This window comes from Shimia sp. (assembly GCF_049116215.1).
GTDB lineage: Bacteria > Pseudomonadota > Alphaproteobacteria > Rhodobacterales > Rhodobacteraceae > Shimia.
Map to the genome: position 1 here is coordinate 440,087 of NZ_JAGDZB010000002.1, position 21,066 is coordinate 461,152.

General features: G+C 57.5%; 22 protein-coding genes, 1 tRNA gene and 1 pseudogene. 20 read left to right on the top strand and 4 right to left on the bottom strand.

Features of this window, described 5'->3' with window-relative positions:
* Positions 1-9: 9 nt before the first annotated feature.
* The gene (locus JXR15_RS07775; protein WP_422052819.1) at positions 10-1,113 is read right to left on the bottom strand and encodes an FAD-binding domain-containing protein; all 1,104 of its coding nucleotides are present in this window, start codon (positions 1,111-1,113) and stop codon (positions 10-12) included.
* Between the two features lie 27 nt (positions 1,114-1,140).
* Positions 1,141-1,512 (bottom strand): annotated as a pseudogene (locus JXR15_RS07780) (deoxyribodipyrimidine photo-lyase); the annotation flags it as partial.
* Positions 1,513-1,644: 132 nt separating this feature from the next.
* Between JXR15_RS07780 and JXR15_RS07785 the strand changes: the two are divergent.
* From JXR15_RS07785 to JXR15_RS07795, 3 genes are read left to right on the top strand one after another with little or no spacing between them, the layout of a single operon-like run.
* Positions 1,645-2,154, top strand: coding sequence for an aggregation factor core (locus tag JXR15_RS07785; RefSeq protein ID WP_422052665.1), 510 nt, complete (start codon positions 1,645-1,647; stop codon positions 2,152-2,154).
* A 37-nt stretch (positions 2,155-2,191) separates the two neighbouring features.
* Complete coding sequence (locus JXR15_RS07790) at positions 2,192-2,644, top strand: TspO/MBR family protein (protein WP_422052666.1); 453 nt, start codon at positions 2,192-2,194, stop codon at positions 2,642-2,644.
* A 14-nt stretch (positions 2,645-2,658) separates the two neighbouring features.
* Entirely contained in the window at positions 2,659-3,210 is a 552-nt protein-coding gene (locus JXR15_RS07795) for a CIA30 family protein (RefSeq protein WP_422052667.1), read from the top strand.
* A gap of 322 nt (positions 3,211-3,532) precedes the next feature.
* Here JXR15_RS07795 and JXR15_RS07800 read toward each other — a convergent pair whose 3' ends face one another.
* Positions 3,533-4,627, bottom strand: coding sequence for a tyrosine-type recombinase/integrase (locus tag JXR15_RS07800; RefSeq protein WP_422052668.1), 1,095 nt, complete (start codon positions 4,625-4,627; stop codon positions 3,533-3,535).
* A 225-nt stretch (positions 4,628-4,852) separates the two neighbouring features.
* Positions 4,853-4,942, bottom strand: a tRNA-Ser gene (locus JXR15_RS07805).
* Positions 4,943-5,140: 198 nt separating this feature from the next.
* Between JXR15_RS07805 and JXR15_RS07810 the strand changes: the two genes are divergently transcribed.
* The 17 genes from JXR15_RS07810 (at position 5,141) to JXR15_RS07890 (ending at position 21,001) form a co-directional block, all read left to right on the top strand.
* Positions 5,141-6,031: an SPOR domain-containing protein gene (locus tag JXR15_RS07810; protein WP_422052669.1), complete on the top strand. Its 891-nt coding sequence runs from the start codon at positions 5,141-5,143 to the stop codon at positions 6,029-6,031.
* 14 nt (positions 6,032-6,045) lie between these two features.
* Positions 6,046-7,215, top strand: coding sequence for a D-alanyl-D-alanine carboxypeptidase family protein (locus JXR15_RS07815; RefSeq protein ID WP_422052670.1), 1,170 nt, complete (start codon positions 6,046-6,048; stop codon positions 7,213-7,215).
* Positions 7,212-7,841, top strand: coding sequence for a dTMP kinase (tmk, locus tag JXR15_RS07820; protein WP_422052671.1), 630 nt, complete (start codon positions 7,212-7,214; stop codon positions 7,839-7,841). Before JXR15_RS07815 ends, tmk begins: the two co-directional genes overlap by 4 nt.
* On the top strand, positions 7,838-8,956 hold the full coding sequence (locus tag JXR15_RS07825) for a DNA polymerase III subunit delta' (protein WP_422052672.1): 1,119 nt from the start codon (positions 7,838-7,840) through the stop codon (positions 8,954-8,956). The genes tmk and JXR15_RS07825 overlap by 4 nt, the downstream gene beginning before the upstream one ends.
* 7 nt (positions 8,957-8,963) lie before the next feature.
* Positions 8,964-9,770: a TatD family hydrolase gene (locus JXR15_RS07830; RefSeq protein ID WP_422052673.1), complete on the top strand. Its 807-nt coding sequence runs from the start codon at positions 8,964-8,966 to the stop codon at positions 9,768-9,770.
* Positions 9,767-10,570: an MBL fold metallo-hydrolase gene (locus JXR15_RS07835; RefSeq protein ID WP_422052674.1), complete on the top strand. Its 804-nt coding sequence runs from the start codon at positions 9,767-9,769 to the stop codon at positions 10,568-10,570. Before JXR15_RS07830 ends, JXR15_RS07835 begins: the two co-directional genes overlap by 4 nt.
* Positions 10,571-10,600: 30 nt before the next feature.
* Positions 10,601-11,530, top strand: coding sequence for an AEC family transporter (locus JXR15_RS07840; RefSeq protein WP_422052675.1), 930 nt, complete (start codon positions 10,601-10,603; stop codon positions 11,528-11,530).
* Between the two features lie 76 nt (positions 11,531-11,606).
* The gene (locus JXR15_RS07845) at positions 11,607-12,248 is read left to right on the top strand and encodes a DsbA family oxidoreductase (protein WP_422052676.1); all 642 of its coding nucleotides are present in this window, start codon (positions 11,607-11,609) and stop codon (positions 12,246-12,248) included.
* A gap of 366 nt (positions 12,249-12,614) precedes the next feature.
* Positions 12,615-12,917 (top strand): STAS domain-containing protein, encoded by a 303-nt coding sequence (locus JXR15_RS07850; protein WP_422052677.1) that lies wholly within the window; start codon positions 12,615-12,617, stop codon positions 12,915-12,917.
* On the top strand, positions 12,914-13,279 hold the full coding sequence (locus tag JXR15_RS07855) for a response regulator (RefSeq protein WP_164646190.1): 366 nt from the start codon (positions 12,914-12,916) through the stop codon (positions 13,277-13,279). Before JXR15_RS07850 ends, JXR15_RS07855 begins: the two co-directional genes overlap by 4 nt.
* A gap of 13 nt (positions 13,280-13,292) precedes the next feature.
* Positions 13,293-15,527, top strand: a complete 2,235-nt coding sequence (locus JXR15_RS07860) for a chemotaxis protein CheA (RefSeq protein ID WP_422052678.1) — start codon at positions 13,293-13,295, stop codon at positions 15,525-15,527.
* Positions 15,520-15,990, top strand: a complete 471-nt coding sequence (locus JXR15_RS07865; protein WP_299426337.1) for a chemotaxis protein CheW — start codon at positions 15,520-15,522, stop codon at positions 15,988-15,990. Before JXR15_RS07860 ends, JXR15_RS07865 begins: the two co-directional genes overlap by 8 nt.
* Positions 15,987-16,895: a CheR family methyltransferase gene (locus JXR15_RS07870; protein ID WP_422052679.1), complete on the top strand. Its 909-nt coding sequence runs from the start codon at positions 15,987-15,989 to the stop codon at positions 16,893-16,895. Before JXR15_RS07865 ends, JXR15_RS07870 begins: the two co-directional genes overlap by 4 nt.
* Positions 16,892-17,278 (top strand): response regulator, encoded by a 387-nt coding sequence (locus JXR15_RS07875; protein ID WP_299426332.1) that lies wholly within the window; start codon positions 16,892-16,894, stop codon positions 17,276-17,278. Before JXR15_RS07870 ends, JXR15_RS07875 begins: the two co-directional genes overlap by 4 nt.
* Positions 17,279-17,303: 25 nt before the next feature.
* Positions 17,304-17,648, top strand: a complete 345-nt coding sequence (locus JXR15_RS07880) for a hypothetical protein (RefSeq protein WP_422052680.1) — start codon at positions 17,304-17,306, stop codon at positions 17,646-17,648.
* Positions 17,649-17,687: 39 nt separating this feature from the next.
* Entirely contained in the window at positions 17,688-18,899 is a 1,212-nt protein-coding gene (locus JXR15_RS07885; RefSeq protein ID WP_422052681.1) for a PAS domain-containing protein, read from the top strand.
* 65 nt (positions 18,900-18,964) lie between these two features.
* Positions 18,965-21,001, top strand: a complete 2,037-nt coding sequence (locus JXR15_RS07890) for a methyl-accepting chemotaxis protein (RefSeq protein ID WP_422052682.1) — start codon at positions 18,965-18,967, stop codon at positions 20,999-21,001.
* Positions 21,002-21,066: the final 65 nt, after the last annotated feature.

A 21,066-nucleotide genomic window follows, 5' to 3' on the forward strand; every position in this document is an offset into this window, starting at 1 on the left:
GAGGTCCTGTTACAGCGGCAAATCAAGTTGTTTGGACGTCCCCTCTTTGCGCGAACGCTTGCGTGAGGTTTTCCGGCTTGCGTGTTTGGCCACTATCCCCTGCGCCTCTTGGCGAAACGCGTCTCCTTTGCGCACCGCCCAGATACGCTCCCGCGCGTCGCGCGCCGCGCTCAGGTGGTCCACAATAGGCAAAGGATAGGCCCGTCCCAACACATCGCGCGCGTTCTCAGCCTTCCACGGCTCGTGCAGAAAGCGATCGTCGATCTTGGCCAGTTCCGGCACCCAACGCCGGGTAAACGCGCCCGTCGGGTCCTGATCCATGCCCTGCTTCACCGGATTGTAGATGCGCACAGTATTGATGCCCGTTGTGCCGGATTGCATTTGCACCTGGCTCCAATGAATGCCCGGCTCATAGTCCGTGAACAGCCGTGCCAATACCAATCCCGGCGCCCTCCAATGCAGCCACAGGTGATAGCTCGCCACCGCCATGACCATGGCGCGCATGCGGAAATTCAACCAGCCCGTCGCGCGCAACGACCGCATACAGGCATCGACAAACGGCAAACCCGTTTCGCCCCGCGCCCATGCCGCCAATCGCTCCGCATCTGGGGCGGAGGGGCGAATGCCATCATAGCCGCGATGCAGGTTTACAAACTCAATGCGCGGCGCGTCCTCGAGTTTTTGGATAAAGTGACAATGCCAATGCAACCGACCGGAAAAGGACGACAACGCGCCGCCCCACCCGTCGCGTCCACCTTGCTTTTTCCTTTCCCTTTGACGTGCCCAAGTGGCTTGGGCGACCTCCCGCATGGACAAGCTCCCCCAAGCCAGGTGGGGCGACAGGCGGGAGCAGGCTTTCGCGCCCGTGAGCGGCGAAGACATGTCTCGGCGGTAGGTTTGGCCTCGGTGTGTTAAAAAGGACGACAGCAAGCCCTGTGCCTTTGTGCGACCTCCCACCTGTCGGCGCTGGATACTATCGGGCACAAGCGAGAGGTCCGCCGCTGTTGGTATCGGGCCCAGATTAATGTCGACCGGTGCCAGAGCAGGCGCTTGGGCAATTGGCTCCGCCATAAACGCATCCCATTTCCCAGCCCATCCGTTGCGCGAAGCCATACGTCTTTGCACCCCGTGCTGTGGGTACTCGTGCCAAGGCACACCCTGCCGCGCACACCAATCGCCCACCATTTTGTCCCGCGCATAGGTCCAGCCGTTGCCCGTTTCCTCATGCGACCAAAGGGCGTCCACGCCCACGGTTTTATGCAGGCCCTTGAGCACCTCCACCGCAGTGCCTATGCGCACAACCAATGGCTGGCCCAAATCTGCAAGGTCCGCGCGCAATTCCTTTAAGGTCTAGGCGGCAAAGCCCCATTGCCGGGAGGACGCGTCGTCTTGCCGCCAGAAGTCAGGTTCCACCACAAACAACGGCAAAACAGGCCCGCGTTGCGCCGCATTGGTCAACACCCGATGATCCTGCACCCGTAAATCACGCTTGAACCAAACGATTTGCACCATAATCTCCAAAACATCGGTTTGTTGGAAATACGTAAGATTACGCCGGTCAGACGACTTCCCTGGCTGTAAAACTGATCTCCTCCCAGCCACAGGGCGTAACCAAAGCAAACCGTAGACAGAGAGGACCACAATATGTTTCGCCTAAAGCACCTAGCTCATGCCGCACTTGCCCTGCCTTTGCTTGTGGCTGCCGGTCACGCGGAGCTCAGTGTGCGCTTCATCGAGGGCGCCCCCAAAGACCGCTTCGAAATCAAAAACCAAGGGGCCTGCGCACTGCCCGCCAGCACCATCACGCTGGATCTGTCCACATCGCAAGGCGCCCTCATTTTTGACGTGACCGATCGCGGTGCCGGCGTAGAGGTGTTTCAACCCTTTGAGATCGTCGCCGGACAGGGTGCGTTCACCTCCATGCCAACAATTGTCGACGGCCAGAACACAGTGGACTTGACCGTGTCGTCACTAAGCCCTGGTGCAAGCATCGCGTTTACAATCGATGTGGACGACACTCTTGGTGCGCGTGAGATAACGGTGACCGGCTCCGAAATCTCTGGCGCGATGGTGCGGTTGGTGGGGGATGCAGGCCCACAAACCGCCCTGTTTGGCTCAGACGCAACAGCATCTGTATCCGGTCTTTCTTGTTGAGCGGGTCGCAAACAATCACCGAAGGAAGCAACAGCACGTGACCAAATGGACCATCCGCCTCGCTTTTCTGTTCCTTGTAATGGGGGGCGGCATTCTGATCGGCACGTTGACCGCGCCGGGGGCGTGGTATGCGGGTTTGAACAAACCTCCGTTCAATCCTCCCAATTGGATTTTTGCGCCGGTATGGACAGTCCCTTACGTGCTCATTGCGATGGCAGGCTGGCGTCAATTTGAAGCGCGTGCGCACGGCTCACAGATGTCCCTTTGGTGGACGCAATTGATCTTGAACTTCCTCTGGTCCCCGGCTTTCTTTGTGCTGAAAGTGCCCTGGTTGGCGCTTGCTGTGATCGCTGCGCTATGGATCACCATTGTGTTTTTCATCCGCGGCACCTGGGGCTGGGATCGTCTCTCTGCGGTTGCGTTCATCCCTTATCTCGCTTGGGTGAGTTTTGCCACACTGCTGAACCTGTCGATAGCGGTATTGAACTGAAGGAGTGACACAAGATGAAATGGCGTACTCTGATCGTCACTGGCTTGCTTGTCGCCCTGGGCACTGAGGCAACAAAGGCAGAGGAGATGTTTGAAACCTTCGACGCCAATCCTTCCACGCGTTGGACGTATTTTGCTGACAACGTCATGGGGGGCGTGTCAACCGGCGACGCCACGTTTGAGCGCGATGCCTCAGGCGCCTTTGTGCGGCTGTCGGGCGAAGTGAGTACCGACAATAATGGCGGCTTCATCCAAGTGCGCCGCACACTGTCCAACCGATTGCCCGACAATGCCAAAGGTGTGCAGCTAAAAGTACGCGGCAACGGAGGCGCCTATTTTATACACCTGCGCACCAAAGGCACGCGTTTGCCTTGGCAATACTATCAGGCGCAGTTCGCCACCTCCCTGGATTGGACCGACGTCCAACTGCCCTTCAGCGCCTTCAAACCATCCGGCAGTTTCCTCCGAAAGACCCCGCGGGCGGATACCGTTACCTCCGTTGCGATTGTGGCTTTTGGCAGAGATCACACTGCCCTGGTCGATTTCAGTGAAGTGGAGTGGTTTTAAGCGCGGATTTTGCGATTTGGGAGATTCCGCAATCCACACCTGTTCAACGGCTGATACATCTACTTAAGTCACGCTGCAGGTGTCTTGCATCGTGATCGTTTTTTTTTGTGATCGTCATACCAACTGGGACACCTTGGGGAACAATTCAAAAGGCGGCGAAACCACCGTAACAACCCCATGACTGCCCGCAACACTCGCCAGCTACACCCTCAAAAACCGTGTCGAACTGGCACATGACATGCGCTTCGGATGAGTGTTTAAATTTTCATACCTCAGTTTTCCACATTGGGTTCCATGACCGCATTGAGCCAATTGCGTATTTTCACCGGGATGTTACGTATTGAGACCACATTTGCATTAACGCACGGCGCTTCTCCAAGAGATCGGAACGTGCATAAACCCGTTCAACTTCTGAGCCTACTGAATGGGCGAGGCTCTTTTCGGCCACTTCTCGCGGCGCATTGGCTTCCTCTGCTGCCCAGTCGCGGAATGTGGGCCGAAACCCATGCACGGTTACCCCCTCGACCTTCATGCGACGCAAAAGCATGAGCATCGACATATTAGAAAGCGGTTGATGGCGTTTCTGCCCCTCAAATACAAATTCGGATTGCATGGCCTTCAGCGGCTCTATGATGGCCAGGGTCGCAACTGTCAGCGGGACGCGGTGTTCCTCTCCTGTTTTCATCCGCTCTGCGGGGCAGGTCCAAAGGCGCTGTTCAAAATCCAACTCAGCCCACCGTAGCCCCAAAACTTCACCGGTTCTTGATCCTGTTAGGCAAGTAAACATTAAGGCCTTGGCAGACATAGCATTCTTAGTCTTTAGAATGGCATAGAAGTCAGGCACGTCTTGCCAGCGCATTGCCATATGGTGCTTTGGTTTAGCTTTCACCTTAGGCAACACTTGCGCATCCTTGATGGCAGTCACGGGGTTCTCACCAGACCGAAACCCTCTCGACTTTGCCACATCCAATACGATCTTTATCCGCTGCGACAAACGTCGTGCCGTTTCATGCTTGTCGGTCCAAATCGGTGATAGGCACATCATCACTTCGGGCTGATCAATGCTGTCGACAGGCATGCGCCCAATTTTTGGAAAGGCATAGTCGCGTAGCGTGTTAATCCACTGCGCCCCATGTTTGGCGTTCTTCCAGGTCGGCATGCTATCAATATGGACCTGCTCCGCCACCTCTTCAAAAGTCGGCACTTCCTGTCGTCCATTGAAACGTGGGTTAAGCCCCTGTTTAGCCATGCGTCGATATTCCAACGCGCGCGCTCGTGCTTGGTTCAGCGTGACAATATCCGCGCCACCCAATCCAAAGTCAGTCCTAAGTGGCGCTCCCTTCTTGTTCTTTTGCCCTTTGACCACCACTCGTACGATCCAGCGTCTCGCGCCCGAGGGGTCAACGACCAGGTACAAGCCGTTGCCATCGCCATGCCGCCCAGCGCCGAGATTCTCGACCAGTTTTTTTCGTCAACTTTCCTGAAAGTGTCATCTAATATACCACATTTCATACCACCCAAAGAAACGATACGGGTATCATCGAAAGAAATTCAACCAAAACGGCAAAGACACTTAAAACCTCGAAAACAAATAAAAATGGCCGCTCAAAGCAGCCAATTCAAACCGAACAAAAACGCAAGATGGCGGAGAAGGTGGGATTCGAACCCACGGAGGGCGTTAACCCTCGTCGGTTTTCAAGACCGGTGCATTCGACCACTCTGCCACTTCTCCGACGCGCCATCCCTAATACCACTCTAAGCGTGGTTCAAGCAGAAAGAGTGGCGGAATTCCGACACTTCTTGTCCGCCGCACTTTCCTTAAAACCCAACGCGGGTTACACTCCGCGCAATTGACCGCTGCTGCGCCTCTTTGGGGACAGAAAACAGCGGCACTTGGTGCGACAGAATACGAGCAGGCAAAGGGCACAGTATGACCTTATTTTCAGGCGCAAACTTTCATTTTCCGCGCCGCGCGGCGCCCATTGTTTTTGTGATGTGTGGCATGGCCCTCACAGGCTGCACTGATAGCGAAGACTACAACTTTCTGAACAAACCCGCGGCCACCGAAGCCACGGCACCGGTGGCCGGACAGACCACTAAACTTGTTGAACGTGACGTCGAAGCACCAGAAGTATTCTCCACCTCCGAAGCGGGCCTCTGGGACGGGCGTCCGTCGTTGGGTGGCGTCTGGGCCGCCCACCCTGATGTTGGGGATCCAGAACGCGTGATCATCCGCAACCAGGCCAACGGCAAATTTGTGATCGGGGCGCTGTTCCGGCGCGAACGCGACATTCCCGGCCCGCGCATTCAGGTATCCTCTGACGCGGCCGCAGCCCTCGGCATGTTGGCCGGTGCGCCAGTGGAGCTGAACATCACCGCCCTGCGTCGCGAAGAAGTTGCGGAAGAGGCCCCGACAGATGGCGAGGCGACCGTGGAAGTGACCGAAACCGCGCAGGTCGAAGAGACCCCGCTGGAGCCAATCGCCGCTGCCACCGCTGCCATCGCCGCCGCCGAATCCAAGCAAACCGCCCCGGCACCGGCACCAGCCGCGCAATCCGAAGTGGCACCCAAGCCGCAGTCGTCCTCGCTGTCCAAGCCTTATGTGCAGATCGGGATTTTCTCGGTGAAGTCCAACGCTGACGGCGCCGCCGCACAGATGAAGAGCGCGGGTCTGCCAGCCTTGACCAAGAAAACCACCTCGGGTGATAAAACCTTCTACCGCGTGCTGGTTGGCCCGGCCTCCAGCAAGTCGGCTCTCAAATCAATGACCAAGAAAGTGCATGGCATTGGCTTCACTGATGCCTATGCGGTGACCAACTGACGGAGGCTTCTGCCATGTTCAAATCCATGTTCCACGCCTGTGTGGCAGCGATTGGATTGACGGTCGCGGCCAGCTCTGCCAGCGCCTTTGAAACCAAAGCCCGCGCCGCCTTTGTGATGGACCAATCCACTGGCACGGTGCTGTTGGCAAAAAATGCCGACGAAGCCTTGCCGCCGGCTTCCATGTCCAAGCTGATGACGCTTTATATGGCGTTTGAAGCCGTGCGCGATGGGCGCCTCCAAATGACCGAAAAGCTGCCAGTGTCGCAACATGCGATGAACTACGGCGGCTCCACCATGTTTTTGGACACCACGGACCGCGTGGCAGTGCAAGACCTGCTGCGTGGCATCATTGTCCTGTCGGGCAATGACGCCTGCGCGGTGATTGCCGAGACCCTGAGCCCCGACGGGACTGAGGCTGGCTTCGCCCGCCTGATGACCCGTCGCGCACGACAAATGGGCATGACCAATTCGACATTTGCCAACTCCAACGGCTGGCCCGCACCGGGCCATCGCATGAGCATGCGGGACCTGGCACTCTTGGCAAACCACCTGATCTCTGACTTCCCCGAGTTTTATCCGATGTTTGCAGAACGGGAGTTTCAATTTGACGGGCGCGCACCGCAGAACACGCAAAACCGCAACCCACTTCTCAAACTGAACATTGGCGCGGATGGACTGAAAACCGGCCATACGTCTGAGGCAGGCTACGGTCTTGTTGGCTCTGCTAAACAAGGAAACCGCCGTGTGATCTTTGCTTTTTCCGGGCTGCAAACCGCCGCTGAACGCGCGGAAGTGTCTGAGCAAATCGTAAACTGGTCGTTCCGCCAATTCTCTGAGGCCACATTGGCCCGCGAAGGCGAGCGCGTGGCCGAGGCGGACGTCTGGATGGGCAAAACCGCCCGTGTGGGCTTGGTCCCGGAAAGCGACATCGAAGTGCTGTTGCCGGTTCTGGCCAAAAACAAAGTCAAAGCTGAGGTGATTTACAACGGCCCCATTGAGGCTCCGATCACCAAGGGCCAATCGCTGGCCGAACTTGTATTAATGCCGGAAGACCTGCCTGAAATGCGCATTCCGCTGGTGGCGGAAGCGGACGTGCCTGAAGGTGGCTTTGGCATTCGCCTGCGCACTGCCACTGGCATTCTGATGCAGCAATTTGGCCTCAATCTCGCAGGTGCATCGTGAGCGGACACTTCATCACGTTTGAAGGCATCGACGGTTCCGGAAAATCCACCCAAGCAAAACGCCTCGCAGAACGCCTGCGCGCCGATGGGCGTGACGTGGTGTTGACCCGCGAACCCGGTGGCTCTGTTGGCGCAGAGGAAATCAGGGCGCTTGTGCTCGAAGGGGACCCAGACCGCTGGTCGGCAGAAACCGAAATCCTACTGTTCACGGCGGCGCGGCGTGACCATCTGGAACGCACCATTCTGCCTGCTGTGGCCGCGGGCAAAATTGTCATCTGTGACCGCTTTGCTGACAGCACCCGCATGTACCAGGGACTTTCGCGTGGCGATCTCCGTGGGATTGTCGACCAATTGCACAGTCTGATGATTGGCCGCGAGCCTGACCTGACAGTGCTGATCGACATGGACCCGGCCACCGGCCTGTCCCGTGCCAAATCCCGCCAAACCGCTGAAGAGCGGTTTGAAGACTTTGGTCAAGCGCTTCAGGACCAAATGCGCAAAGGATTCCTGGACCTGTCCCGCGAATTTGCGGACCGCTTCCGCGTGATCGACGGTGCACAGGACATGGACAGCGTGTCTGATGCAGTTTACGCGACAGTCACGCAACACATCGAGGCCAGCGCGTGAGCGACGACACAGTCCCAGAGGCAGACCGCGTCACCGGCGCTCCGCATCCTCGGGAAACCGAAGTGCTGTTTGGTCAAGCTTCTGCCGAACAGGATTTTCTCACCGCAGTCAACTCGCACCGTCTGCACCACGGCTGGCTGATCACCGGCCCGATAGGCGTAGGCAAAGCCACGCTGGCCTGGCGCATGGCCCGTTTTTTGCTGGCCACACCGCTGGACGATGGGGCTGGCCTGTTTGGCGACCCCGTGCCCCACACCAGCCTTGATGTTGCGCCCGATCATCCCGTGGCCCACCGCCTCTTGGCACGCTCTGAGCCGGGCATGTTCAGCATCACGCGTTCCGTGAACGAAAAAACCGGCAAGCTGCGCGACAAGATTGTGGTGGATGACGTGCGTGGCTTGACCCACTTCCTGACCATGTCCTCTGCCGATGGCGGCCGCCGCGTGGTGATTGTCGACAGCGCGGATGAGATGAACGTGAACGCCGCCAACGCGCTCCTAAAAATGCTTGAGGAACCACCGGAGCGCACCACGATGATGCTGATCTCACATCAGCCATCGCGCCTGTTGCCCACCATCCGCTCGCGCTGCCGCGAGCTGCGCCTACATCCGCTGACACCGGACGACATGCACAACGCCCTCACTCAAGCGGGGTTTGAAGCCGCCGAGTCCCCTGCCCTCGCCGAACTGGCGGCTGGATCTGTGGGGGAAGCCCTGCGCATTCTGCAAAGCGACGGCCTGGCGCTCTATGCCGAACTGATCTCTCTTTTTGCCACCGATCAAGGCTTTGACCGGCAACGCGCCATCAACCTCTCCAACGCGGCCGTTGGCCCCGCAAATGCGGATCGTTTTGAGCTGTTGCTCACACTGATCGACCTTTTCCTCATGCGTCTGGCCCGCACCGGTGCCTTGGGCCAACCGCCCGCCGTCGAGGTGGCCCCCAATGAGACGCAGGTGCTGACACGGCTTGCACCCCACGCCCAAAAGGCCCGCGCCTGGGCTGCCGCTGCACAGGAAATTTCCGATCGCACCCACCACGGCAAGGCGGTGAACCTTGACCCTGCCGCGCTTGTGCTGGATACGGTTTTCAAGATCCATCAAACCTCAACCGCCTGAGCGCCTCATGACTGACTATCCACAGATCACCGACAGCCATTGCCACCTCGATTTCCCGGATTTTGACGGCAAGCTGGATGAGTTCATCTCCCGCGCGGCGGAGGTGGGAGTGACCCGCATGGTGACCATCTGCACCCGCCTGCGCAATGAGCCCTCTGTGCGCGCGATTGCCGAGGCTCACGCGCCTGTGTTCTACGCCGCTGGCACCCACCCGATGAGCGCCGCCGAAGAGCCGCTGGCCACCGTGGATGAACTGATCGCCTTAGCGCAGCACCCCAAGTTTGTTGGCATTGGCGAAACCGGGTTGGATTACCACTACACCGCCGACAGCAAAGAAGTGCAGCAGACATCTCTACGTATCCATTGTGAAGCCGCCCGGGAAACCGGTCTGCCGCTGATCATTCACAGCCGTGACGCAGATGAAGACATGGCGCAGATCCTGACGGAAGAATTCGACAAAGGCGCCTATGGCTGTGTCATGCACTGCTACAGCTCCGGAGCAGAACTGGCCAAGAAAATGCTGGATTTGGGGTTTTACCTGTCCATGTCCGGCATCGCCGCCTTCCCACGGTCCCAAGAAGTGCGCGACATCTTTGCCGCCGCACCGGTAGACCGCGTGCTGGTAGAAACCGACGCGCCTTACCTTGCGCCCCCGCCCTACCGCGGCAAACGCAACGAGCCATCTTACGTTGAAAAAACCGCCCGTGTGGGCGCTGAGGTCTTTGGTATGGACTACGCCGACTTCGCCGCTCAGACCCAACTGAATTTTGAGCGTCTGTTTTCCAAAGCGGCCAGCACGGCGGCCGCTGCATGAGCGCCAAGCTGACCTTCACCATTCTGGGCTGCGGCAGTTCAGGTGGCGTGCCACGCATTGGCGGCCATTGGGGGGATTGTGATCCCACCAATCCCAAAAACCGCCGCCGCCGTTGCTCTTTGCTGATTGAACGCGAAACCGCTGACGGCAAAACCACGGTGCTGGTCGACACCTCGCCGGACATGCGCGATCAACTGTTGTCCTCCAACACCGGTGCGCTGAATGCGGTTGTTTACACCCACAGCCACGCGGATCACGTACATGGCATCGATGACCTGCGCATGGTGGTCTACAACATGCGCAATCGCATCCCGGTCTGGGCCGATGGTGCCACCCAAAACGATCTGCTCAGCCGCTTTGGCTACGCCTTTGTACAGCCCAAAGACAGCCCTTACCCGCCGATCCTGGACCTGCACACCATTGACGACAAAGATTTCACCATCTCCGGCGCTGGTGGCGATATCACCTTCACACCGATCAAAGTGAACCACGGCAGCATCGACGCGTTGGCCTTCCGCGTGAACGACGTCGTGTATATGCCGGATGTGGCAGAAATCTATGACGCCGCCTGGCCACAACTTGCGGATATGAAGTGCTTTATCATCGACGCGCTGCGCCGGTCTCCGCACCCCACCCACGCACATCTCGATCAAGCGCTGGAGTGGATTGCCAAGCTCAAACCAAAGCGCGCCGTGCTGACCAATATGCACATCGACCTCGATCACACTGTGGTGGATGGCGAGACACCAGACCATATCACCCCCGCGTTTGACGGGATGAAAATCACCTACGACCTGTAAGCACAGGTCACACAGCAGGACACGACACAGATGCAAACTCTTATTTCTGTGATCCTGCCGGTCTTTTTCATCATCGGTTTTGGCTATCTAGCCGCATGGCGCGGGTTGTTCAGCCAACAAAACGTCGACGGGTTGATGCGTTACGCCACCAACTTTGCCGTGCCAGTCCTGCTCTTCCGCGCCATCTCCAACCTGGATTTGGCCGCAGAATACAATCTCATCCTGCTGGGCAGCTTCTACGGTGCCGCCTTCCTTTGCTTTCTCACCGGCATGTTGGGCGCCAAATTCCTGTTTGGCCGCGATTGGGAAGACGCCACGGCCATTGGCTTTGTCTGCCTGTTTTCCAACTCGCTCTTGCTGGGTCTCGCCATCATGGAGCGCGCCTACGGAGCCGACAGCCTGACCGGCAACTACGCCATAATCTCAATCCACGCGCCGTTCTGCTATGGCCTTGGCATTGCCACCATGGAGATCATGCGCGCACGGCACAGTTCCAAAGCCAAAATTGTACCCACCGTGCTCAAGGCGATGTTCTCCAACGCGTTGATCATCGGCATCGGTCTTGGCTTTGTGGTCAACCTCGGCAACATTTCGGTGCCCGAACCGGCGATGCACGCGGTCAATCTTCTGGCTGGCTCAGCCCTGCCTGCCGCGCTGTTTGGCATCGGTGGCGTGCTCTACCGCTACCGCCCCGAAGGCGACATGCGCACCATCCTCTTTTGTTGTGCCGTCTCTCTGGGCCTGCACCCGGCCCTAACCTTTGCCTTTGGCACACTAAGCGCCATTTCCGCCGAAAACATGCGCTCCGCCATTGTGACGGCCTCCATGGCCCCCGGCATCAACGCCTACCTCTTCGCCAATATGTATGGCCGCGCCATGCGGGTGGCCGCCTCCACCGTACTGATTGGCACCGCGCTCTCTGTGCTCACAGTTTGGCTTTGGCTGGGCACATTGCCGTGACCGTACGGCACAGCCGCTTGCACCTGCGCCCACCTCCCCCCATTTTGGCAACCTGACCTTTCACAGGAGCGCCTAAATGGCCCAAGATCCAATCCGCGTAGATATCGTTTCTGACGTCGTCTGCCCCTGGTGCATCGTTGGCTACCGTCAACTCAAACAGGCCGCAGAAGAAACCGGCGTTGCCATCGAAACTTATTGGCACCCTTTCGAACTCAACCCAGACATGGAAGCGGAAGGTGAGAACCTGCGCGACCACATCATGCGCAAATATGGCAGCACGGCGGAGCAATCCAAAGATGCACGTGACCGGCTCATGAAGGTGGGCGCGGATCTGGACTTTGATTTTCATTGGACCGACGACAGTCGCATCTACAACACCTTCGCGGCACATCAGCTCCTGCATTGGGCCTCAGAAACCGGACAAGCGCAGGCGTTAAAACTGGCACTGTTTGACGCTTATTTCACCCAAGGGAAGGACGTGAGTGATCCGGAGGTTCTGGTTGATGTTGCCACTTCGATTGGCTTGCCCCCTGAAGAGGCGCGAGAGGTTTTGAAAGACCAACGCCATGCCGAGATGGTGCGACAGAAAGAACAGTTCTGGACCTCACGGGGCGTGACCGGTGTGCCAACGATGGTCTTTGGTGGTAAACAAGCTACCTCCGGTGCGCAGGGCGTCGACACCTTCGCCAGACTGCTCAAACAACTGACGTCCCAATAAAGCCGTTCCAGCCGCGCGCTGCGACAATCTGGTTCTTGTAGGCCCTTGGAATCGCCGATTCCGAGGGCTTTTTGCAGCGCGCCAGTCCCCACTACGCGCGCGCCCAAACCACGCCACAACATCCCACACAACCTATGGCAGCAGCGTAGCAATGCCTTCTCCACAGAAACCCTTTTCACGGCAAAATGGCCTATCTCCAACCACTTAGAAGCCTGTCTTCGCGACCACCTCCCCCCCGAAACCCTGCCTCACGCCGCCCAACCGGGCACCAATACCAGAAGAATTTTCAGAGTAACGCGGTGTTAAGAGCTGCCAGCTTACGTTGCCTTCAATCAGCCAGTCCGAAAACGGTATTGAACCAGACCCATGAACACACAAAACACATCATCACAGGCCGACTGCATCGCGCTGCCGCAGCAGTTGGATTACGCACATTGCACAGAGTTGCGCCTCGCTATCGAGGCCTCCCGTGGTCAACCGCTGGCGCTGGATGCGCATCATGTTGAGTTCCTTGGGGGCGCTGGCGCGGAACTGCTTTTGGCCACGCGCGCCGAATGGGCCGCACGTGAACTGCCATTTGAACTGAAACAACCATCTGACGATTTTCTTAAAGGTATGGAGCGGCTCGGCCTGCCCCATGACTGTCTTCTTGAAAGGGGCTCCGCATGACGACGAAGATTCTTGCAGTTGATGACTCCCGCACCATGCGCGCGATGATTCAAACCGCACTGACCGATGCAGGCTTTGATGTTGATCTGGCCGAGGACGGCATCGACGGGCTGGACAAACTTGGTGGGTCCGACCCCGATCTGGTCATCACCGACATCAACATGCCGCGCCTAGATGGCTTTGGCATGATCGAAGGCGTCCGCGAACGCCCGGAATGCGCCTCTCTACCAATTCTCGTGCTGACCACGGAAAGCGGTGAAGAACTGAAACAACGTGCCCGTACAGCTGGCGCAACCGGCTGGATCGTCAAACCATTTGACGCCGAAAAACTGGTTGCAGTCATCAATCGTCTGGTTGTCTGAAAGGAATTGAATTATGTCCGATCTTCGTGACATGTTCTTTGAGGAATGCGACGACCTTCTTGAAGTGTTGTCCACCGGTCTGGAAGATCTCCAGAACGAGACCTCGGATGCGGAAACCATCAACGCGATGTTCCGCTCCGTGCATTCCATCAAAGGCGGCGCCGGGGCTTTTGGCCTTGATCGCCTTATTAAATTTGCCCACGCATTCGAAAACGTGCTGGATGACCTGCGTTCCAACAAGCTGGAAGTAGACGGCACCATAACCGCTCTGATGTTCTCCGGTTTTGACCACCTGAGTGATCTTGTGGACGCGGCCCGTGACGACAACGACCTGCCCGACTCTGACGGCGCGGCTGTTTTGGCAGAGCTGAAACAGACCACACAAAATGCCAATGGCGGCGTTGGTGGTGACGATGACGAAGACGCCAACGAAGTCAGTTCAGACGACTTTGAAGTTCAGGCCATGGACTTCAGCCTCGATCTGGGTGGCGACGACGACGGCGGCATTGGCGATCTGCCGGGCCTGCCCTCTCTTGGTGGTGGCGATGACGCGCCCGAAGGTGCGACGCACTTTGTGGTGAAGTTCAAAGCCGATCCAGTGCTCTACACACGAGGCCACGATCCAGCCCTGCTGTTCCGTGCCCTGGGTGAAATGGGTGAATTGTCGATCGAAGCTGACCGCTCCGAAGTGGCCGCTCTGGAAAGCCTTAAGGATGCGCCCGCGGCAATCTCCTGGACGCTAACCTTGCGCCCGGACGACGGCATCGACGAAAGCGCCATCCGCGAAATCTTTGAGTTCGTGGAAGGACAATGCACCCTACACATCTCTGAAACTGTTGTGGAAACCGCAGCGGAAGAGAACGCCACTCCCATCGCGGAAGCTCCTGCGCCCGCCGAAGAAGCCGCGCCGGTTGCTGCTGCTCCTGCGGCCAAAGCACCAGCCAAGCCAACACCTGCCAAAGCTCCCAAAGCTGAAAAGCAGGAGGCCAAAGGCGGAGACGGCGGAAAAAAGTCCTCTGAACCGCGCAACAGCACCATTCGTGTCGACCTGAACCGCGTAGACCGCCTGATCAACTTGGTTGGTGAGCTTGTGATCAGTGAAGCCATGTTGCGCCAGTCGATGAATGAGCTCCCCGTGTCGGCCAACAGCGCCGTCAGCGAAGCCATTGGTCAGCTGAAAACCCTATCCGGCGTTCTGCAAGAGAGCGTGATGGCCATTCGCGCACAGCCTGTGCGCGGCCTGTTCCAGCGGATGAGCCGGATTGTACGGGAATCTTCTCGTCAGGCTGGTAAATCTTCTCGTTTGGTGATGGTTGGGGAGGCCACCGAGGTCGACAAAACTGTGACCGAACGTCTGGTGGAACCTCTGACCCACATGATCCGGAACTCGGTCGATCACGGCCTTGAAAAACCTGAGGATCGCGTGGCCGCGGGCAAACCTGAGATGGGCACAATCAAGCTCGAAGCGGCACACCGCTCCGGCCGTGTTGTGATCTCTTTGTCGGACGATGGTGCTGGTGTAAACCGTCCCAAAGTGCGTCAAAAGGCTGAGGAAAAAGGTCTAATCCGTCCTGAGGATGATCTGACCGACAGCGACATCGACAACTTGTTGTTCCGTCCAGGTTTCTCAACCGCAGATGAGATCTCTCAACTCTCCGGTCGCGGTGTTGGTATGGACGTTGTGCGCTCCGAAATTCAGGCGCTTGGCGGACGGATCAACCTGATGTCTGAGCCAGGCAAAGGCACGACGATCACCATCTCCCTGCCACTCACACTTGCGGTGATGGAAGGTATGTTGATCGAAGTGGCCGGCGAAAGCCTGGTGGTTCCAACCGTTGCGCTGCGCGAAACGCTTCAGCCTGGTCAGGCCAACATTCACGACTTCTGTGATGGTGACCGTGGGCTTTCGGTAAACGACTCGATGCTCCCGATTGTGGATCTGGGCGAAGCGCTTGGCTTCCGCTCGCCACTGCCGGACTTCAGCAATCAGTCGCTCCTTCTGATCGAAGGGGAATCCGGTCGGCGCTCCGCCCTAGCGGTGGACGGCATCGTCGAGCAACGCGAAGTGGTGATCAAAGGTCTGGAGCAAAACTATCAATCCATTCCGGGCATCGCCGCCGCAACCATCCTTGGCAACGGCAAGATCGCCCTGATCGTCGACACGGATCAAATGATCCCATCGCCGGGTAACGGCAACCCAGGACTGCTTAAGGGGTCCGATTTGGCAGAGGTGAACTCTTATGTCTGAACAAGCAACTCAAGAACAGACCGACGAACGCATTGAAATCGTGTCCTTCGCCATTGGCGAACAGGCCTTCTGCCTGGACATCGGCCACGTGCTCGAAATTCGCGGCTGGACCAACACCACCACCCTGCCACATGCGCCGGATTATGTGGTTGGCATGATGAACCTGCGTGGCGCTGTGCTGCCGGTGATCGATTTGTCGATGCGCCTTGGCCTGGGCAAAACCATCCCGGAAAGCCGCCACGTCATCATCATCGCACACATCGATGAGAAGAGCGTTGGCTTCCTGGTGGACGCCGTGTCCAACATCATCACGGTGAACACCGACGAGATAAAAGCCACACCGGAAGTGTCCTCCTCCAAGACTGCTGCGTTCATTCGCGGGGTCTACACTCTGGACGACACTATCGTGCGTGCAATCGATGTTCACCAGATTATGCCACAGGAAGCATTGTCAGCAGCATGACCCAGATGGCGCAAAAATCCCTTGAAGAAGGCACAATCAGTGATGCGGACTTTGCCGCCATTGCTGGTCTGGTGCGCGAGTGGATGGGAATCGATCTTCAGCCGCACAAGCGGACGATGGTCGCCTCCCGCCTCTCCAAGCGCCTCCGTGCCACAGGCTATGAGACAGTCAACGACTACATTGACTATATGCACTCGCCTCAAGGGCGGGATGAACAAACCCGCTTTATCAGCGCCTACACAACCAACATGACGCGCTTCAACCGCGAAGGGCATCACTTCGAACAGTTGGCTAATGATGTGCTGCCGGACCTTATGGCCCAGGCACGTCGCGGCAAGCGGGTTCGGATTTGGTCAGCTGGCTGTTCCAGCGGGGAAGAACCTTATGGCCTGGCGTTCCACGTATTGGATGCCTGCCCGGAGGCCCCTTCCCTGGATGTAAAAATCCTGGCATCAGACATCGACCCTGAAATCTTGGCGTCTGCCAAGCGCGGCATCTACCCCGCATCCTCAGTCAACACCCTGCCCAATGGACAGGGAACCAAGTATTTTGAGGATTTTGAAGGGTCCAACGATCGGAAGTCTGTTTGCGACAAAGCCCGCGAACTGATCAGCTTCCGGCGCCTCAATCTTCATGGCGACTGGCCATTCAAAGGCCAGTTCGACATCATCATGTGTCGCAACGTCGCCATCTACTTTGATGCACCAACACAAAGCCGCCTCTGGCGCAGATTTGGCGAGCAGCTCTGCCCGGACGGCCTTCTATTCTTGGGTCATTCCGAAGGAATTGGTCCGGAACACGCCGACCTGTTTCACACAGCCGGACGGGGCGTTTTCTCAATAGACACCTCCAGCATTGGCCGCAGAAGCGCTGATGCAACCTTGCACATGGGGAATTCAAAATGAGCTTGAAAGATAAGCTGCACATTCTGGTTGTGGACGACATGTCCACCAGCCGAGGACTCATCACACAGGCACTCGATGAGATCGGGATCGTCAATTACCGCACCGAAAACGACGGTGCTCAAGCCTGGCGTAGCCTGGCGGCGAAACCGGTGCACTTGATCCTGTCCGATTTCAACATGCCCGGCATGGACGGCCTCCAGCTTCTGGAAGGCATCCGCGGCAATAAAGCGACGGCACGCACCGGCTTTATCCTGATCACAGGACGCGCAGATCCGGACACAATCAACAAGGGCGTCAAGCTGGGCATGAACAACTTCATTAAGAAGCCGTTCGAAACCGCACAGCTGAAAGCCTGCATCGAGAAGGTGGTGGGGCCTCTGTAAGGGAGGCTCCCATGGGGGACTACATATGACAACGCGCTCAACCGCAGACGTACTAACAACCATTTCCGAGGACGTGGCTGACCTGGCCTCCATCGCACATGCGCTGGACGGGTTGACCAGTGAACTGGATCTGGAAGGCGTCGATCACAACAAAATAAGGGATCTACAGCGCGTAGACGCGCTGTTCCAGCATCTGGATGACATCGCGGTATTGCTTGGAAATATGTCGTCCATGATTGGCGCTGGTCCGGATCTCAATGTGCAGGATCTCTCCAACAGCGTCCGTTTGGACTACTTGAAATCTCGCCTCTCCGATGCGGAAAAAGCCCGCGCAATCTCGCCTGATGCAGGCAACGTAAACCTCTTCTGAGCCACACTCGCTCAGCCACAGTGACACTGGAATAGACCCATGAATGCCATGACCAAGATCAGCAGCGCCAGCGCAGACAGCTCCGCAACTGAGGTGCGGTTTGCCAACGAGAGTATCATCACGTCGGCAACCGATCCGCGTGGCGTGATCCAATTTGCCAACGACAAATTTGTCGAAGTTGGCGGCTACTCTCTGGAAGAGCTCATCAATGCCCCGCATAAAATCATGCGCCATCCGGACATGCCGAAAGGGGTTTTCTATCTGATGTGGGAGTGCCTGAAGGCTGGGCAACCAATTTGCACCTATGTGAAAAACAAAACCAAATCCGGCGGTTACTACTGGGTATTGGCAGTGGTCACTCAGACCGAAAACGGTTTTTTGTCGGCGCGTATCCGCCCCGGTACGGAGTTGTTTGAAACCACCAAAGAAATGTACGTCTCCCTTCTGCAGGAAGAGAAAGACAAAAACCTGACGCCGGAACAAAGCGGCGCCCGTTTGCTCGAGATGATCAAAGAGGCCGGCTACCCAACGCTGGAAGCTTACGGCATCGAGGCACTGAACCTCGAATTCAAAAACCGCAACATCATCGAGCCCAATTTGGTAAACAGTTTCTCCTTGATGGATGAGCTCGCGGAAATCATCTCCGACATGCAGGACTTGGTGAACAGCATCGAGCAAGGCTTTGAGCGCGTCCGTGGCGAACCTGTAAACCTGCGCATTTTGGCAGGCCGCCTCGAAGGGGCCGGGGCCGCTCTTGGCACCATCTCGCAAAACTATGATGCGATGGCCAAAGAAATGCACGGGCTTGTTGGACGCCTGCACGATCCGGAAAACGGCTCGCTGGTGCAAATGTACAGTGCCGTATCCCACGGGCGCTGGTCCATGCAGATTGCACAGTTGCTTGGCGAAGCCTACGATAACGTCCAGCCAGAAGACAAGGAAACCGATGGCGCCAATCTTCTCAAAGAGCACCACGAACGCATGCAACAGCGCAGCCGTTCCCGCTTGATCGAGATTTCCTCCATCGGCAAATCCATCCCGGACATCTGCCGCAGCCTGCGGCGCCGGATCAACGGTCTCGACGTTGTGAAACTGCTTTGCAAGGTCGAAAGCGGCCGTATGCGTGACGTGGACAGTGGTTTGGACGGCATCATCGCTCGTCTGGAAAACTTCCATGACAACACCGATCGCCACCTGGCCGACCTATCCGCCAAGGCGTCGCAAGTCACTCAAAAAGGCAGCTCCCTTTAAGGAGCTGCTTCCCTCCCAAACATTTTGCCGCTCCCATTAGCTCTATAAAAACAACAGGAAACACCATGCCAGTTTTCCCAAAAATGAAAGCCCGCTTCTCGCGGATGAGCATCAAAACCAAATTGGCAGTTGCCATTGCCGCCTGCGCTCTCCTGGCCGTTGGTCTCTCACAATTTTCCCAATACAACGCCCGCACCGCCGAAGCTGAAGCGCAAGCAATGGAGCGCTACGACCTGCTTACAGAATTGTTCAGCACGCAATTGGTCGCCGCTGCCCAGTTTCAAGACGTGGACCGCCTGAAAGCCACGACTGACCGTTTCTTGGAGCAAGATGCGAATATCACCGCCGTAAGCGTACATTCCTCAGACGGAACAGTGATCTACTCCTATGACACGGCCGAAGCCCGCGCAGACGGCATCACCCAAGCACTGGGTACTGTTGCAGCTGCCGTGACCGAAGACAAACCCAGCGCCCATGCGATCGACGGGGCCATTTATGCCGCGCATATGCCTATCGCACAGGCGGGTCGTGCCCCTGTTGGCTCGCTGCAAGTGGCCGCCGATGTGTCCTCCATTCGCCAGGAAGCCCTCCAGGAATTTGTCAAAGGCGCGATTGGCTCCTCTCTCGCAGCCGCGATGGCCCTGGGCCTGATTGTGATGCTGGTTGGCCGCGTCGTAACGCGCCCGGTATTGAGCCTTGGCAAAGCCATGGACGCCATTGCCGACCATGATTTTGACCACCAAGTGCCCTGTCTGGATCGGGACGATGAAATTGGCGCCATGGCCAAACGTCTGGAGAAATTCCGCACCCAACTGGATCAGGAAGAACGTGACCGCGCAGTGCGTGCCGAGCAGGACAAACAACGCCAGCGCCTGTTTGCCCGCCTTGCCGAAGGTCTGTCCGAAATTGCCGATGGCCGTGTGGATCGTCCCATCGACGTGACCGAGTTCTCTAATCTGGGCGAAAACTCCCAGCAGATCTGCAAAGACTTCAACGAGGTCCTCACCAATCTCAAATCTGTCCTCTCCACAGTGACCCGCACCGCCGAAACCGTGCGCTCCAGTGCCCAGGAAATTTCCGAAAGCGTTGTGGATCAATCCAAGCGGTCTGAGGCACAGGCTGTGACCCTCGAAGAGTCCGCAGCGGCCATCGAAACCCTGAGCACCTCTGTTGAACAGACGGCAGATCACGCTGCTGAGGCCAACAAGCGTATCACCCAGAACCGTCAACAGGCGCAGTCCGGTGGCGAAGTGGTGGAACTGACCGTTGAAGCCATGCGCAACATTGAGCAGAGCTCTGACAAGATCACCGCCATCATCGGTGTGATTGATGACATCGCCTTCCAAACCAACCTGCTGGCTCTTAACGCCGGTGTCGAAGCCGCCCGTGCCGGCGAAGCAGGTCGTGGGTTTGCGGTTGTCGCCTCCGAGGTCCGCGCCCTTGCGCAACGCGCATCTGAATCCGCCAACGAAATCAAAGAGCTGATCATGACCTCCGGTGAACAGGTCACCAAAGGCAGCGAGTTGGTCAACAAGGCCGGCGACGCGCTTCAGGAAATCATAACCGGTGTGAATCACGCCTCTGATCTGGTTTCGCAAATTGCCACAGGGTCCCGCGACCAAGCGGACAACCTGCGCGAAATCAAAGAGAGCGTGACCGAACTGGACCGAGTGACACAGCGCAACGCAGCCATGATCGAAGAGTCTTCAGCCGCCAGCCGCAGCTTGTCGGACGAGGCTGCCAATATGTCTCAGGCCCTAAAAGCCTTTAAGTTGAGCGAAGCGGACGTCGTCGCTGCCTCGACCCCTGCGGCACCAAAACCGGCGCCAAAAAAGGCACCAGCGGCGGCCAAACCGGCGCCAAAATCTGCGAAGCCAGCCCCCGCCAAACCAGTTGCAGACGTTGCTAAAACCAAAGAATGGGACGATGACGCGGCCAAAGATGCCAAGGTGAACAAAGCCAAGGTCAAGAAAACTGCGACCGCCAAGCCCAGCCCCAAGGCCGTTCAAGCAGCCAAACCGCGACCGAAGCCGGCAAAAGCAGCCGTAAACCAATCAACACAGGTGCAAGACACCGCCAGTGAAGACTGGGAAGACTTCTAAGAACTGCGCAAAAACTGCGCCTTGCCAGCTGGTGCGCGAACCCGGCTGGCGTGTAACCCTCGGTG

Excerpts from the sequence above, each read along its gene's own strand:
- JXR15_RS07775 (WP_422052819.1), bottom strand. The coding sequence starts at position 1,113 with ATGGCTTCGCGCAACGGATGGGCTGGGAAATGGGATGCGTTTATGGCG.
- JXR15_RS07785 (WP_422052665.1), top strand. The coding sequence starts at position 1,645 with ATGTTTCGCCTAAAGCACCTAGCTCATGCCGCACTTGCCCTGCCTTTG.
- JXR15_RS07795 (WP_422052667.1), top strand. The coding sequence starts at position 2,659 with ATGAAATGGCGTACTCTGATCGTCACTGGCTTGCTTGTCGCCCTGGGC.
- JXR15_RS07810 (WP_422052669.1), top strand. The coding sequence starts at position 5,141 with ATGACCTTATTTTCAGGCGCAAACTTTCATTTTCCGCGCCGCGCGGCG.
- JXR15_RS07815 (WP_422052670.1), top strand. The coding sequence starts at position 6,046 with ATGTTCAAATCCATGTTCCACGCCTGTGTGGCAGCGATTGGATTGACG.
- JXR15_RS07830 (WP_422052673.1), top strand. The coding sequence starts at position 8,964 with ATGACTGACTATCCACAGATCACCGACAGCCATTGCCACCTCGATTTC.
- JXR15_RS07835 (WP_422052674.1), top strand. The coding sequence starts at position 9,767 with ATGAGCGCCAAGCTGACCTTCACCATTCTGGGCTGCGGCAGTTCAGGT.
- JXR15_RS07840 (WP_422052675.1), top strand. The coding sequence starts at position 10,601 with ATGCAAACTCTTATTTCTGTGATCCTGCCGGTCTTTTTCATCATCGGT.
- JXR15_RS07845 (WP_422052676.1), top strand. The coding sequence starts at position 11,607 with ATGGCCCAAGATCCAATCCGCGTAGATATCGTTTCTGACGTCGTCTGC.
- JXR15_RS07850 (WP_422052677.1), top strand. The coding sequence starts at position 12,615 with ATGAACACACAAAACACATCATCACAGGCCGACTGCATCGCGCTGCCG.
- JXR15_RS07855 (WP_164646190.1), top strand. The coding sequence starts at position 12,914 with ATGACGACGAAGATTCTTGCAGTTGATGACTCCCGCACCATGCGCGCG.
- JXR15_RS07860 (WP_422052678.1), top strand. The coding sequence starts at position 13,293 with ATGTCCGATCTTCGTGACATGTTCTTTGAGGAATGCGACGACCTTCTT.
- JXR15_RS07865 (WP_299426337.1), top strand. The coding sequence starts at position 15,520 with ATGTCTGAACAAGCAACTCAAGAACAGACCGACGAACGCATTGAAATC.
- JXR15_RS07870 (WP_422052679.1), top strand. The coding sequence starts at position 15,987 with ATGACCCAGATGGCGCAAAAATCCCTTGAAGAAGGCACAATCAGTGAT.
- JXR15_RS07875 (WP_299426332.1), top strand. The coding sequence starts at position 16,892 with ATGAGCTTGAAAGATAAGCTGCACATTCTGGTTGTGGACGACATGTCC.
- JXR15_RS07880 (WP_422052680.1), top strand. The coding sequence starts at position 17,304 with ATGACAACGCGCTCAACCGCAGACGTACTAACAACCATTTCCGAGGAC.
- JXR15_RS07885 (WP_422052681.1), top strand. The coding sequence starts at position 17,688 with ATGAATGCCATGACCAAGATCAGCAGCGCCAGCGCAGACAGCTCCGCA.
- JXR15_RS07890 (WP_422052682.1), top strand. The coding sequence starts at position 18,965 with ATGCCAGTTTTCCCAAAAATGAAAGCCCGCTTCTCGCGGATGAGCATC.